We start from the raw sequence: 14,572 nt of genomic DNA, 5'->3' as shown, positions 1-14,572 counted from the left end.
CTCCGTTGCCAAGGACGCTGCCCATGACCACCATCGACGCCCTGATGCGCTCCGTTCCCGTCATCCCGGTTCTGGTGGTGGAGGACGTCGCGCAAGCCGAGCCGATCGCCCGCGCCCTGGTGGCGGGCGGGCTCACTGCCCTGGAGGTCACCCTGCGCACGCCGGCGGCCCTGGACGTCATCCGCGCGATGTCCCGGGTCGACGGGGCCGTGGTCGGCGCCGGTACGGTGCTGAACGCGCGCGACCTCGATGCCGCCCTGGAGGCGGGCGCGCGCTTCATCGTGAGCCCCGGCCTGACCGATCCCCTGACCCGCGCCGCCCTCGCACGCGGGGTGCCCTACCTGCCGGGTGTCGCGAATGCGGCCGACATCATGCGCGGCCTCGACCATGGCCTCGATCGCTTCAAGTTCTTTCCCGCCGAGGCCGCAGGCGGCATCAAGGCCTTGAAGGCGCTCGCCGGCCCCTTCGGCCAGGTTCGATTCTGTCCGACCGGCGGGATCTCGGAGGCGACGGCGCCGGACTGGCTCGCCCTGAAGCCGGTCCTCTGCGTCGGCGGCAGCTGGGTCGTCCCGCCGGGCGCGCCCGAGCCTGAACTGATCCGGCGGTCGGCCGAGGCCGCCACTCGCCTGCGGTCGGCCTGAGGAGCCTCGCGCGGCGCAACGCCCTCGAAGGCCGCGCTTGATTGTGGTCGGAAAAAGGCTAGCCTCCCCTGGCGAGCGCCTGGAGGGCACGTTCCGGTCAGAGACTTAATCCCTGGCCGGTATCGTGATCCCAAGCCTGGCATGCCTCGTGCAGTACCGGTCCGAAGGAACCAGGCTCCTGGTTCGTGGCGCGGAGCGCCTTCGGGTGCGGCGGTGGGGGAAGCGATGCAGTCCAGGCTCACCACGTACATCTTCGTTGGCATGCTGCTTGGGATTGCCGTCGGCTATCTTTGCAACATCACTTGGCCGGATCCGCAGACCTCGAAGGAGATCTCCGGATACATCGCACTGATCAGCGACGTCTTCCTGCGTTTGATCAAGATGATCATCGCTCCGTTGGTCTTCTCGACCCTCGTCGTCGGCATCGCCCACATGGGCGACACCGCTTCTGTCGGCCGCGTCGGCGGCAAGGCCATGCTCTGGTTCGTCGGCGCTTCGCTCTGCTCGCTGCTCCTCGGGCTCGTCATGGTCAACATCCTCCGGCCCGGCGACAACCTGAACCTGCCGCTGCCCGATGCCGGGGCCACCACGAACCTCAAGGCCGCTTCGCTGTCCCTGAAGGAGTTCGTGACCCACCTGGTGCCGAAGAGCCCGGTCGAGGCGATGGCCAACAACGAGATCCTGCAGATCGTGGTGTTCTCGATCTTCTTCGGCGTGGCCCTGGCCGCGCTCGGCGAGAAGGGCAAGCTGCTCGCGCAGGGTATCGAGGGTCTCGCTGACGTGATGCTCAAGATCACCGGCTACGTCATGGGCTTCGCCCCGGTCGCTGTGTTCGCGGCCATCGCGGCCACCATCACCACCCAGGGCATCGGCGTACTCGTCACCTACGGCAAGTTCATGCTGGAATTCTACTTCAGCCTGGCCCTGCTCTGGTGCCTGCTCGCCTTCGTCGGATTCCTGCTGGTCGGATCCGCGATGAAGCGCCTCCTCGATCTCATCAAGGAGCCGTTCCTGCTGGCCTTCTCCACCGCATCGAGCGAGGCGGCCTATCCGAAGACCCTGACGAACCTCGAGCGCTTCGGGGTGCCGAACAAGATCACTTCGTTCGTGCTGCCGATGGGCTACTCGTTCAATCTCGACGGGTCGATGATGTACTGCACCTTCGCGGTGATGTTCATCGCCCAGGCCTACAACATCCCCCTGACCCTCGGTCAGCAGCTGACGATGCTCCTGCTTCTCATGGTGACGTCGAAGGGGATGGCGGGCGTGCCGCGCGCCTCCCTGGTGGTGATTTCGGCGACGCTGACCACCTTTCACATCCCGGAAGCGGGCTTGCTCCTCATCATCGGCATCGATCAGTTCCTCGACATGGGACGCTCGGCCACCAACGTTCTCGGCAACAGCGTGGCCACCGTGGCCGTGGCGAAGTGGGAGGGTCAGCTGACGCTGTCCGACCAGCGCCTGGACCGCGACGTCAGCCCCCTGCCGGAGCCGGCGGAGTAGCGATCGCGCGCGTCGCGCGGCGGCTCCGGCCGCTGCCCGGGTTCATGTTCGTGTCGAGGTCGCTCATGCCAGCACGTCGCGTCATCATCGGGATACTGGCGGGAATCGGCCTCGTGGCCGGCGCGGGCTCGGCCAGGGCGATCGACGTGCTGGCCGGTACGCTGAAGACCATCAGCGAGACAGGCACCATCCGCCTCGGCTATCGCGAGAGTTCCCTGCCGTTCTCGTTCAGGGATCCCGCCGGCCAGCCGGTCGGCTACGCCCTCGACCTCTGCCTGGAGGTCGTCGACGACATCGGCAAGGAACTCGGACGCAACGACCTGAAGGTCCGGTACGAGCCCGTCACCTCGGAGACCCGGATCGAGGCCGTCACGTCCGGCCGGATCGACCTCGAATGCGGATCGACCACGGCCAATGCGGAGCGGCGAAAGCTGGTGGGCTTCTCGCCCGTGACCTACTTCAGCGCTACGAAGTTGCTGGTGAAGCGCGGCGCTCCGGTCGGTTCGTTCCGCGATCTGGCCGGCCGGACGGTGGCGGTCACCGCCGGGACTACCAACGAGGGCGTCCTGCGTGCCCTCTTCGCTCGTCTGGGCATTCCCGCCACCATCGTCACCGGCCATGACCACGCCGAATCGTTCGCCATGGTCCGGGATGGGCGCGCCGACGCGCTCGGGCTGGACGACGTCCTGCTCTACGGCCTGATCGCCGCTGCCGGCCCCGATGGCTCGGCCTACACCGTGCTCCCCGACAAGCTGTCGTTCGAGCCCTACGGGTTGATGTTCCGCAAGGACGACCCGCAGTTCGCCGGCCTCGTGACTGCGACCTTCCAGCGCCTCGCCGAATCCCGTGAACTGCGCTGGATCTACGAGCGCTGGTTCCTCAAGCGCCTGCCCACCGGCATCCGCCTCAACGTGCCGATGTCGGACGAGCTTCACACCAATTTTCAGGTGATCGGCCTCCAGGATTGACGATGGCGTCGGACGGACGATGAACGGGACCGGCTCGCGGGATCGATCCTAATCCGCCGAGGACAGGATTAGTCGATTCGGTGTCTTGGACAGGCAGTGGCGAAACGCGGACCGGGCTCGGTGATCCCCTGCGCTCCTGCCTAGCCCTTTGGGCGCCGATGCGCCTCGGCCTGCCGCAATCATGACCAGCGCCGGTCGAGATCAACGGCCTCATACGCGGCTGCGATGTGTCATAGATCACGGATTATTCCGTATTTCCTGAGACTTGCCGCGACATCGGGGCTCTTCGGCCCGGCTGCCCGACGCCACGTCGGCCTGGAAAACCTGCCCTCGGAACAGTCACTTAGCCACCTGCCGAACGTTGCAACGCCGCAACAGCGCCCCGGAACCGCCACGCCGATCACGATTCCGAGTTGCCGCCGGGAACCCGCTCGCACAGAGTGATCGTGCACTGGGGGCAACGCCAGGGCAGCAAGACAATTTCCAGCGGTCAACGCTCGGTCATTCAAGAACAAAGGGCCACGCGACACCGGGATCCATAGAGATCCTGGGCGTAGTAAGCCTTCCCTCGGGTCTCGAAGCTTTTGGAGATATCAATGAAGCTCTTGAAGAGCTCGCTTCTCGCCTCCGCGGCAGGGTTTGCCGCGGTCGCCGGAGCACAGGCAGCCGACCTCCCGGTCAAGAAGGCTGTTCCGATCGAATACGTCCGCGTATGCTCTGCCTATGGCGCCGGCTTCTTCTATATCCCGGGCACCGACACCTGCATCCGTCTCTCGGGCCGCGCCCGCCTCGACGTCGGCTACCAGCCCACGCGAAGCCGTGGTGTGACCGTCGGCGGAAGCCAGGGCGACACCACTGGCTATATCGGTCTCGCCCGCATCAACGTCGATGCCCGCACCCAGACCGCCTACGGCACCCTGCGCGCGTTCGTGCGTCTCCAGTTCGCCTCGCGCACCGGCGCTGTCGGCGGTTTCCGCTCCGGCACCCAGGAGCGTATCGGCAACGCCTTCGCTGCCACCGGCCAGGATCAGATCGGCCGCGTCCAGCAGTTCGTGAACACCGACAAGGCGTTCATCCAGTTCGCGGGCCTCACCGCTGGTCGCGCCTCCTCGTTCTTCGACTTCTACGCTCACGACTTCGAGCTTGCCGGCGCCAGCTTGAACTCGGACCTGCAGTCCACCAACCTAATTGCCTACACGAGCAAGCTCGGCGACAGCGGCCTCTCGGCTACGATTTCGATGGAAGATCCGTCCTTCCGTCGTAACACGATTTTGGCGAGCGGCGCTGTCTCGGCTAACGGCGCTCCCTATCCGGTCTTCGCCGGCTTCAATGCCGCTGGTGCAGCGACTTTCCAGGATATCGACGTTCAGCAGCGCAACCGGATGCCCGACTTCGTCGGCGTGCTGCGGTACGATGCGGCTTGGGGTTCTGCGCAGCTTTCTGCTGCTGTGAAAGAAGTGAACACCGGAAACGCCCTTGCTACGACGGGTACTGCCAACCAGGCTGCGGCCGCTGCATTTGCAGGCCTTGGTGCGGTTACCCAGCGTCCTGCGAGTGAGTACGGTTGGGCCATTCAGGGCGGCGTAAAGGTCAACATGCCCTTTATCGCCCCAGGCGACACCCTGTACCTGCAGGGCGCTTACGGCGAAGGCGCGTCCCTGTACACTGGCTACACCTCGTACAACGGCACCTACGCTACGGCTGTCAGCACGATCAGCTCGGCTGCATTCGACCCCTACCAGAACGACGCCACGCTGAACCCCCTCACGGGCAAGGTTCAGCTCAACACCAGCTTCACGGTCGTGGGCTCGTTCCTTCACTACTGGTCGCCTGAGTGGCGCTCGGCCCTGTTCGCAAGCTACGGCGAGCTTTCCTTTGCACGTGGAGCTCGTGAGGCCAACGCTGCTGTGTTCCAGAGCGTGCTTCAGAACAACACGTCCCGCTTCACTGGCTCGCCTGTTGCCGGCTCTGCTGGATTTGCGGCCTTTAACGTCAGCTCAGTGCTGCGTGATACCTACCAGGTCATGGCGGGTGCTAGCATCATCTGGTCCCCAGTGAAGGATCTGGATATCGGTCTTGAGGGCTTCTACTACAAGGTTGGTGCGCAGAACGGACGTGTGGTTGATCAGACCCGTTCGGTTGGTCCAGTTAACGCTGCGACGATCGCCAGCGGTGCTATCCGTACCGTCACGTCTGACGACACCTTCCAGATCCGCGGCCGCGTCCAGCGCGACTTCTAAGCCGACGGAACGGCGCGATCCGGGCTCCCTGCGAGCCCGGATCCTCAATGATCCGACCCTTCGAGACCTGCGAACTGGCCCGGCTGAAAAGTCGGGCCTTTTTGCGTGGGCACCCCTCCCGCTAAACCCCGGGCTGGGACGGAAACTACGCAGCGTGGGCGAGCGGCACGGGGTTTGCCAGGGGGAGACGCGTTGCCAGCTTGGACAGCGCGAAATCAACGATTGCGGCGGTCCGCACCGCTGCTACGTTGCCCAGGTCAGTCCCGTCGATCGCCGTACCGTGATCGACCTCCCGGAGTCAGCCCGCAGATGCGTTCGTGTCACCAGAGATCCACCCTGTCCGCCGTTGCTGTCAGCGTCGCGCTGTCAGTGCTCGCGGCAGGGAGCGCCCAGGCGCAAGAGCTCACCGGAACCCTGAAGAAGATCAAGGAAACCAATACGATCACCATCGGCTACCGGGATGCGTCGGTTCCGTTCTCCTACTTGGACGGTGACCAGAAGCCCGTCGGCTACGCCCTGGAAATCTGCCAGAAGATCGCCGAGGCCGTGAAGACCAACCTCAAGCTCCCGAACCTCGAGGTGAAGCTGAATCCGGTCACCTCGGCGACCCGCATCCCGCTGATCGCCAATGGCACCATCGATCTCGAGTGCGGCTCGACCACGAACAATGCCGATCGCCAGAAGCAGGCCACCTTCACCAACACCCACTTCCTGACCGCGACGCGCTACGTCGCCAAGAAGTCGGCCAAGCTCGACAAGATCGAGGATCTGAAGGGCAAGACCGTGGTCTCGACCTCGGGCACCACCAACATCCGCCAGATCAACGAGGCCAACACTGCGCGCAACCTCGGCCTGACAATCCTTCCGGCCAAGGACCATGCCGAGGCCTTCCTGATGGTCGAGACCGGCCGCGCCGTGGCCTTCGTCATGGACGACGTGCTCCTGGCCTCGCTGGCCGCCAGCTCGAAGGAGCCCGGCGCCTACGCGATCTCCAGCGAGGCGCTGTCGAAGCCTGAGCCGTACGGCATCATGCTGCGCAAGGACGATGCCCCGTTCAAGGCCGTCGCGGACGAAGCCACCGCCAAGCTCTACAAGAGCGCCGAGGGCAAGGCGCTCTACGATAAGTGGTTCACCAAGCCGATTCCGCCGCGGGGCATCAACCTGAACCTCCCGATGAGCGAGGCCATGGTGAAGGCCTTCGCGTCGCCGAGCGACAGCGCGGACCCCGCCGCCTACTGAGAGTCGACCGCAGCGGCTCCCGTCGTCTGGACGCCTCGCTCCTCACGGAGCGGGGCGTTCCGCTGTCCGGGGAACGCCCGGGTCCGGTCCGCCCCGCGCGGCGAGGCGTTCCATGGTGGCGAACAGCACCGGCCACTCGATCGGTTTGGGAACGTGCGCATCCATGCCGGCGGCGCGGCATCGTTCCATCTCCTCGGGCATCGCATTGGCGGTCAGGGCGATGACCGGTGTCGGCGAGCAATTCTCCTGCCGCTCCCGGGCACGGATCGCCTGCGTCGCCGCGAGCCCGTCCTGTCCCGGCATCTGCACGTCCATCAGGATCAACTCCGGGCGTTCCTGTGCGAAGGCCGCCGTCACGGCCCGTTCGCCGTCGTCCACCACGGTGACCGCGTGCCCCTTCTGGCGCAGCACCGTGCCGATGATCTCCTGATTGATGGGGTTGTCCTCTGCCAGGAGGACGCGCCAACGCACGGGGGAGGGGCGGTTGAGGAGCGCAGGCCTTGGGAGGTCGGCCTCGTTCTGCGCTGCCGCCAGACGCAGCGGCACCACGAACCAGAACACGGAGCCCGCGCCGACCCGGCTTTCCGCGCCGATCTCGCCCCCCATCAGATGAACCAGGCGCTTGCAGATCGTCAGCCCGAGGCCGGTCCCGCCATAGCGTCGGGAGGTCGAGCCGTCGGCCTGCGCGAAGCGTTCGAACAGCTGCGGCAGCACCTCGGGTGCGATGCCGATCCCCGTATCCACGAGCTCGATCCGCAGGGTCGACGGCCGCCGCGGCAACGCCTCCGCTGCCGGGGTCCAGCGTATCCGCAGAATGACGGAGCCGCGGGGCGTGAACTTGATCGCGTTGGTAGCGAGGTTCAGGATGACCTGCCGGAGCCGGGTTGGGTCGCCGAGAACCCAGTCTGGGACGTCCGGGCCGATATCGGTGGCGACGTGGACGTCGCGTCCCTGCGCGATCTCGACGCTGAGCTCCCGGCACCCCTCGATCAGCTCGTTCAGGCTGAACGGTAGCGATTCGATCACGAGGCGGCCCGCCTCGATCTTCGAAAAGTCGAGGATGTCGTTGACGATCGTCAACAGGGATCGGCCGGCTTCCTGGGCGAGGCCGACGAGGCGCGTCTGGTCCCGGCCGAGGCTGGCATCGCTCCGCAGGAGGTCGTGGACGCCCAGGATGCCCGCAAGCGGCGTGCGCAGTTCGTGGCTCATATTGGCCAGGAACTCGGCCTTCGCCAGCACGGCGGCTTCGGCGGCGGCGCGCGCGCTCTGGAGATCGGTCTCCTGCTTCTGGCGCTGGGAGACGTCGCGAAGTGCCTGGATGATCTGGACCTCCCCCCGGTCTTCGATGCGGCGGAAGGCAGCCTCGACCCAGATGTCCCGCTCGGAGCGATGGCGCATCCGGTAGATGACCGATCCCGCCGGCCGCTCGGGCCCGAGGGCGTGCAGGGTGGCCGAGAGGCTGGCGATGTCCTCGCGGTGCACGAGGGTACGCAGGCCGATGCGATTGGCCTCCTCGACGCCGTAGCCGAGCATGCTCGTAACCGCGGGCGAGATGTAGAGGTGGCGCCCGCTGGCGTCGTCGAGGACGATGAGGTCGGAGGTGTGATCGGCCAGCAGGCGATAGCGCGCCTCGCTCTCCCGCAGACGCTCGTCGGCTCGCCGCCGCTCCGTCACGTCCGTCAGGGTCTGAACGTGGCCGTCGCCCATCAGCATCGGCACCGATCGCGTCTCGATCACCCGGCCATCGGACCGGCTGCGCTCGGACCGCACCTCGGTGGTGCGCCGGTCCTCGTCCAGGCGCCAGAGGCTCGGCGCCTCGATCGCGGTACCCCAGGTTCCGGTCTCGCGCAGAAGCCGGCGCAGGGCCCTGTAGTCCGGCGCGCGCGCGATCAACTCCGGCGAGACCGCCAGAATCTCGATGGCACGCCTGTTGATGACCGGGATGCGCCCCCGGCCGTCGATCATCAGAAGCCCCTGGTCCATGCTCTCCAGGGTCGCTTCCAGGAGAGCGGATTTCTCGGCGAGGGCACGCTCGGCGGATTTCAACTCTGTGACGTCGGCGAACACGCCGAAAATGGACCCGCGGAGCGCAAAACGCCCGGAATGCCCGGGTTCGCGCTGGTAGACGCTGCGTACCTGTACCTCCCGGACCTCGCCTGAGGGACGCACGAGGCGCAGGGACAGGTCGAAATCCGCGCCGCGGCGGATCGCGCCTGCGATTCGCCGCAGCACGGCGAGGCGATCGTCCGGATGACAGGCGGCGATGCTGTCCTGGATCGTCGGCTCGAAGGTCCGCGGGTCGAGGCCGTGGATCCGGTAGACCTCGTCGGACCACCTCAGGAGGCGGGAGGGGATGTGCAGGTGCCAGTGGCCCACATGGGCCACCTGTTCGGCCATGATCAGAAGTCGATTGGCCTCCCGCGCCTCGGCATCGGCGAGATTCGGGGGGTGGATGTCGCGGAGGCTCACGTGGACGTGTCGGATCGGGCGCGAATCCGGCTCGTGGAGGGGAACGTAAATGGCCTCCGTCGCGATGCCTGTATCCGGAAGGGTGGTCTGGTCGCGAATCCGCAGGACTCTGCCCGTGGCGATCGCCCGCTCCAGGCCGGCGCGCAGCGGCGCGGCCTGCTCTGTCGGCAGGAGCGCCGCGAGCTCGCAGCCGATCGCCTCGCCGCCGCGTCCGACGGCGTGGGCCGCTGCCGCGTTCCAAGCCGCGAGGCGAAACCCGCCATCCGGCAGGCGCGCGAAGACGAATTGTCGATCGGGTGAGGCCTCGAACGCCGCGCGCAGGGCATCGGGCTCGGAGCGATCCAGCTCTCCGGTCCAGGCTCGCCCGCGGCGCAGGAGCGCACGCCTCCTCCGTGCGAAGGAGCCGAGCCAAGGCAGGCATCCGCTCACGCGGCGCCTCCTGCCCGCGCGGTCCGCCGCTGCGAGAGAACTCGGGCAACGCCGACCACGAGCAGTGCGGCGGCGGCGCCCCCGATCTCGGTCGCGTGGCGGACGGTCGCCGTCGCACCGGCGACCAGCGGATCGGTGGCGATCATTTCCCCGGCGATCCAGCCGAGCACGGCCGCTCCGGCCCAGAGGATCAGCGGAAACCGGACGAGGAGCGCCGTGATCAGCGAGGCCCCCATGATGATCAGGGGGATCGAGAGGAGGAGGCCGAACACGAACAGGGCGGTATGCCCCTTGGCGGCCGCCGAAACGGCGACGACGTTGTCGAGGCTCATCACGGCGTCGGCGATCGCGATGGTCCGGACCGCCCGCCAGAGCGTCGTGCTCTCCGCTACGGTGGGATCGGCCTCGTCTTCGCCGACCGCGAGCTTCACCGCGATGATCAGCAGGAGAAGGCCGCCGACGATCCGCAACAGGGGAATCGCGAGCAGGGACGACACCACCAATGCAAAAGCGATGCGCAGGAGCACCGCCGTGCCGGCGCCGAGGAGGATGCCAATGCGCCGGCGATGCTCGGGCAAGGACCGACAGGCGAGCGCGATGACCACCGCATTGTCGCCCGAGAGCAGCAGATCGATCCACACGATCTGCAGCACGGCCAGGAGGAACTGCGGATCGCTGATGTCCATCGGATCTTTCGGCATTGTCGGCCTGACGGAACCGCCAGATGATCCCGCTTCGGGTAGCGCATCCGCGCACCCTCGCACAGGCGGCAAAGAGCGGATGCCGTCGCGCTGCGATGCAACCTCTACGAGCATGCCCAGCGAGGGATAGTTCGTTCGATCCGCGACCGGGTCGGGCACCGTTTCGCGCTTGCTCCAGCCAGGCGACAGACGCCCAAGGTTTGATGCAGGCAACCGAGGCTATGGAGCCTCCCAGCCCGTGCCGCGCTGTCCTCGATACGTGCATGGCATCGCACCGAGACCGAGAGCTTCACGGCTCCTGTGGTCTTCGCGCGCCACACCCTGGACAGGGTCGTGCCACGGATAAAAACCGCGCGTTCTGAATTGTTTCGCGCCTTGACTTCGGGTGACGCCGGGTCGCATTGCACAATCATGTAGGATGGTGCTTCCGTCCCGCCGGGCTGACATTCCTTTGAAAGCCTCTAAGGTCTCGCTTGGCCCTTGCCGCACGGTCGAGATCAGGGTCACCCGGCGCAATCATGCTTGGAGTTTGACACTTGGCGAACACGGCAGCCGATCCCGAGAGCTCCCACGGCGCGCCGGACGGCACGCGGCGCGACTTCATGTTCCTCGCGACGGGCGCCGGTCTGGCCGTGGGGGCCGGTGCCCTCGCGTGGCCCTTCGTCGCCTCGATGGCGCCCGATGCCGAGACCATCGCGGCCGGTGCTCCCCTGGAAGTCGACCTGACTCCGATCCAGGAAGGTCAGATCGTCAACGTGTTCTGGCGCGGCAAACTGATCTTCGTGCGAAGCCGCTCGGAGAAGGAGATCAAGGAGGCTTCCGAGGTGAAGCTGTCCGATCTCATCGATCCGCAGCCCGACTCGGCCCGCGTGAAGCAGGGTCACGCCAAGTGGCTCGTCGTCTACGGTAACTGCACCCATCTCGGCTGCGTGCCGATCGGCCACCAGGGACAATACGAGGGCTGGTCCTGCCCCTGCCACGGCTCTCTCTACGACACGTCCGGCCGGGTGCGCCGGGGTCCCGCCCCGACGAATCTGCCTGTCCCGCCCTATGTCTTCGAATCGGATTCCAAGATCCGGATCGGTGAAGAGGGCGGCAAGGCCGTCGCCTGACACCCTGAAACAGGATTTGGAGCGGGTCGCCCCATGAGCGGACACGGCAATACCTACGTTCCCAAGAGCGCCTTGGCGAAGTGGTTCGAATCGCGCCTGCCCCTGATCGGGCTGGTGCATTCCTCCTTCGTCTCCTTCCCGGTGCCGCGGAACCTGAACTACTTCTGGACTTTCGGCGCGATCCTGATCGCGATGCTGGTGTCGCAGATCGTCACCGGCGTCTGGCTGGCGATGCATTACGACCCGTCCGCCGCCAACGCCTTCAATTCCGTCGAGCACATCATGCGCGACGTGAACTACGGTTGGCTGCTGCGCTACATGCACGCCAATGGCGCTTCGATGTTCTTCGTCGCCGTCTACGTGCACATCTTCCGGGCACTGTACTACGGCTCGTACAAGGCGCCCCGCGAGGTGCTCTACATCCTCGGCGTGATCATCTACCTTCTGATGATGGCGACGGCCTTCCTCGGGTACACGCTCCCGTGGGGCCAGATGAGCTTCTGGGGCGCCACCGTCATCACCAGCATCCTGGGCGCGATCCCGGTCGTGGGCGAGACCATCCAGAGCCTGCTCTGGGGCGGCTACTCCGTCGGGAGCCCGACGCTGAACCGCTTCTTCTCGCTTCACTACCTGCTGCCGTTCATGATCACCGGCGTCGTCGTCCTGCACGTCTGGGCGCTGCACGTCACCGGCCAGAACAACCCGGCCGGAATCCCGATCAAGTCGGGCAAGGACGCTGTCGCTTTCACGCCCTATGCAACCGTCAAGGACGTGTTCGCCACGGTCCTGTTCTTCGCCTTCTTCGCCTACTGGATCTTCTATCAGCCGAACTATCTCGGCCACGCCGACAACTACGTGCCGGCCAACCCGGCCGTGACACCGGCCCATATCGTGCCGGAATGGTACTTCCTGCCCTTCTACGCGATCCTGCGGGCGGTGCCGGACAAGCTCGGCGGCGTCATCCTGATGTTCAGCGCGGTGCTGATCCTGGCGCTGGCGCCATGGCTCGATACCTCGCGGGTCCGCTCGTGCAACTACCGGCCGATCTACCGTCAGTTCTTCTGGCTGTTCGTGGTGGTGACCATCCTGCTCGGCTGGCTCGGCGCCAAGCCGCCAGAAGGCGGCTACGTCATCGCGGCCCGGATCTGCACGGCTTACTACTTCCTTCACTTCCTTCTCGTCATGCCGCTCGTTGGCCTTTTCGAAACGCCGAAGGCGCTTCCCGGCTCGATCCTCGAGACCGTGACGGGTCCCGGCAAGCAGGTGGGCGGGTCCGGCATGCCGATGGGTGCCGCCGCCGCACCGTCATCCAAGGGTTGAGGGCAGGGGACTTTTGAGAACCATGAAAACGACCCGCGTCCTCGCCGCGTCCCTGCTCGCGGCCGTCTTGAGCGTCACAGTCGCGTCCGCGGATGAGGGAACCCCTCATCCGCCCCGCGAGACGTGGAGCTTCGCCGGCACATTCGGCCGCTTCGACCAAGCCCAGCTCCAGCGCGGCTTCCAGGTCTACAAGGAGGTCTGCTCGAGCTGCCACGGCATGAGCCTGGTGCGTTTCCGCAACCTGTCCGAGGAGGGTGGCCCTGGCTTCTCCACCGGGCAGGTCAAGGAACTCGCCGCCCAGTACAAGGTGAAGGAGCAGAACGATGCGGGCGAAGACGTCGAGCGTCCCGCCCGTGCCGCCGATGCCTTCCCATCGCCCTTCCCGAACGAGAAGGCGGCCGCTGCCGCCAACGGCGGCAAGGCCCCGCCGGACTTCTCGGTTCTCGCCAAGGCCCGCACCTACGAGCGTGGCTTTCCCTGGTTCGTGTTGGACGCGATGCCGTTCATCGGATTCTCCGAGCAGGGCGTGGATTACATCCACGCGCTGCTGAACGGCTACGAGGATCCGCCGGAAGGCAAGGAGATCCCGGCAGGCACCTACTACAACAAGTACTATGCCGGGCACCTGATCGCGATGCCGAAGCCGATCAGCGATGGCCAGGTGACCTACGCCAAGAACGACAAGGGCGAGCCTGTCGTGCCCGAGACGGTGGAGCAGTATTCCCACGACGTCGCGGCGTTCATGGCTTGGGCGGCCGAGCCCCACATGATGGCGCGCAAGGCGCTCGGCCTGCGAGTGATCCTCTTCCTGCTCGTACTGTCGGGTCTGCTCTACTACGTGAAGAAGAAGATCTGGGCGAAAGTCGGTGGCGAGGTTCATGGCCTCCAGCCCGAGCTGCACAAGACCTACTGACCGGGTTTCCGTGGTCCGTCCGGACCGCCCGCCCTTCGTTGACACGATCCGCGCCGGCGCCCCAAGGAGGGGCGACCGGCGCAAATCTTATGGAGACCAGGATGACGGCAGCGGTGCTCGGCGTGATGGGCGGGTCCGGGGTCTATGACCTTCCCGGACTGGAGGATATCCGCGAGGAGCGGATCGCCTCCCCATGGGGCGAGCCGTCTGACGCTCTGCGCATCGGCCGCATCGGCGAGACCAAGGTGGTGTTCCTGGCTCGTCACGGCCGCGGTCACCGCTACGCGCCGTCGGGCATCAATTATCGGGCGAACATCGACGTCCTGAAACGGGCCGGCGTCACTGACCTCGTCTCGCTCTCGGCCTGCGGCTCGTTCAAGGCCGAGCTGCATCCAGGCCTGTTCGTCCTCGTCGACCAGTTCGTCGACCGGACCCATGGCCGTGCTGGTTCGTTCTTCGGCGACGGCTGCGTCGCCCACGTCTCCCTGGCGCACCCGGTCGGCCCGGCGCTGCAGGCGCGCATCGCCGCGGCGGCGCTGGCGGAGGACATCGCGGTTCATCGCGACGGGACCTACGTCTGCATGGAAGGGCCGCAATTTTCCACCTACGCCGAGTCCACCACCTACAAGGCGCTGGGCTACGACGTGATCGGCATGACGAACATGCCGGAGGCCAAGCTCGCCCGGGAAGCAGAGATCACCTACGCGACGATCGCCATGGTGACCGATTTCGACTGCTGGCACCCGACCCACGACGCCGTCGACGTCGCCGCCGTGGTGGCGGTGGCCCGAGCCAATGCCGACAAGGCGGCACGCCTCGTCGCCCGCCTGGCCCGCGATTTTCCGGCGGAGCGCGAACCGTGCCCGGTCGGGACCGAGCGCGCGCTCGAGGGCGCGATCATGACCGCTCCGGCACAGCGCGATCCGGCCCTGCTGGCCATGCTCGACGCGGTGGCTGGCCGAGTCCTGAACCGTTGAGCCGGCCGCGGCGCCGGTGAATTCGGCGCTGTGCTCCCTTTCCGCGACCCCGTCTTCCCT

The 14,572-nt window shown here is 66.3% G+C and carries 11 protein-coding genes; 9 read left to right on the top strand and 2 right to left on the bottom strand.

Features of this window, described 5'->3' with window-relative positions; translation table 11 throughout:
• Nucleotides 1-23: 23 nt before the first annotated feature.
• From eda to ACLBWX_RS07745, 5 genes are all read left to right on the top strand, one after another.
• Entirely contained in the window at nucleotides 24-641 is a 618-nt protein-coding gene (gene eda / locus ACLBWX_RS07765; protein WP_447676493.1) for a bifunctional 4-hydroxy-2-oxoglutarate aldolase/2-dehydro-3-deoxy-phosphogluconate aldolase, read from the top strand.
• Nucleotides 642-866: 225 nt separating this feature from the next.
• Nucleotides 867-2,144 carry a dicarboxylate/amino acid:cation symporter gene (locus tag ACLBWX_RS07760; RefSeq protein WP_447676492.1) on the top strand — a complete coding sequence of 426 codons (1,278 nt, stop codon included), beginning with the start codon at nucleotides 867-869 and terminating at the stop codon, nucleotides 2,142-2,144.
• Between the two features lie 65 nt (nucleotides 2,145-2,209).
• Nucleotides 2,210-3,112, top strand: coding sequence for an amino acid ABC transporter substrate-binding protein (locus tag ACLBWX_RS07755; protein WP_447676491.1), 903 nt, complete (start codon nucleotides 2,210-2,212; stop codon nucleotides 3,110-3,112).
• A 596-nt stretch (nucleotides 3,113-3,708) separates the two neighbouring features.
• Nucleotides 3,709-5,352: a porin gene (locus ACLBWX_RS07750; protein ID WP_447676490.1), complete on the top strand. Its 1,644-nt coding sequence runs from the start codon at nucleotides 3,709-3,711 to the stop codon at nucleotides 5,350-5,352.
• A gap of 309 nt (nucleotides 5,353-5,661) precedes the next feature.
• Entirely contained in the window at nucleotides 5,662-6,591 is a 930-nt protein-coding gene (locus ACLBWX_RS07745) for an amino acid ABC transporter substrate-binding protein (protein WP_056467427.1), read from the top strand.
• Nucleotides 6,592-6,633: 42 nt separating this feature from the next.
• Here the strand turns inward: ACLBWX_RS07745 and ACLBWX_RS07740 are convergent, their stop codons facing one another.
• Both ACLBWX_RS07740 and ACLBWX_RS07735 read right to left on the bottom strand, forming a co-directional pair.
• Entirely contained in the window at nucleotides 6,634-9,489 is a 2,856-nt protein-coding gene (locus ACLBWX_RS07740) for an ATP-binding protein (RefSeq protein ID WP_447676489.1), read from the bottom strand.
• Entirely contained in the window at nucleotides 9,486-10,175 is a 690-nt protein-coding gene (locus ACLBWX_RS07735) for a TerC family protein (RefSeq protein ID WP_447676488.1), read from the bottom strand. Before ACLBWX_RS07735 ends, ACLBWX_RS07740 begins: the two co-directional genes overlap by 4 nt.
• Before the next feature lie 551 nt (nucleotides 10,176-10,726).
• On the opposite strand from ACLBWX_RS07735, the gene petA reads away from it, so the two are divergent.
• From petA to ACLBWX_RS07715, 4 genes are all read left to right on the top strand, one after another.
• Nucleotides 10,727-11,302 (top strand): ubiquinol-cytochrome c reductase iron-sulfur subunit, encoded by a 576-nt coding sequence (petA, locus tag ACLBWX_RS07730; protein ID WP_447676487.1) that lies wholly within the window; start codon nucleotides 10,727-10,729, stop codon nucleotides 11,300-11,302.
• A 33-nt stretch (nucleotides 11,303-11,335) separates the two neighbouring features.
• Nucleotides 11,336-12,622, top strand: coding sequence for a cytochrome b (locus ACLBWX_RS07725; protein WP_447676486.1), 1,287 nt, complete (start codon nucleotides 11,336-11,338; stop codon nucleotides 12,620-12,622).
• A gap of 22 nt (nucleotides 12,623-12,644) precedes the next feature.
• Complete coding sequence (locus tag ACLBWX_RS07720) at nucleotides 12,645-13,535, top strand: cytochrome c1 (RefSeq protein WP_447676485.1); 891 nt, start codon at nucleotides 12,645-12,647, stop codon at nucleotides 13,533-13,535.
• 101 nt (nucleotides 13,536-13,636) lie between these two features.
• The gene (locus ACLBWX_RS07715) at nucleotides 13,637-14,512 is read left to right on the top strand and encodes an S-methyl-5'-thioadenosine phosphorylase (RefSeq protein WP_447676484.1); all 876 of its coding nucleotides are present in this window, start codon (nucleotides 13,637-13,639) and stop codon (nucleotides 14,510-14,512) included.
• Nucleotides 14,513-14,572 lie beyond the last annotated feature (60 nt).

Source organism: Methylobacterium sp. M6A4_1b (assembly GCF_053345175.1).
Note: the sequence above shows the minus strand (reverse complement) of the source record. Positions and strands in the feature narration are given on the sequence as shown.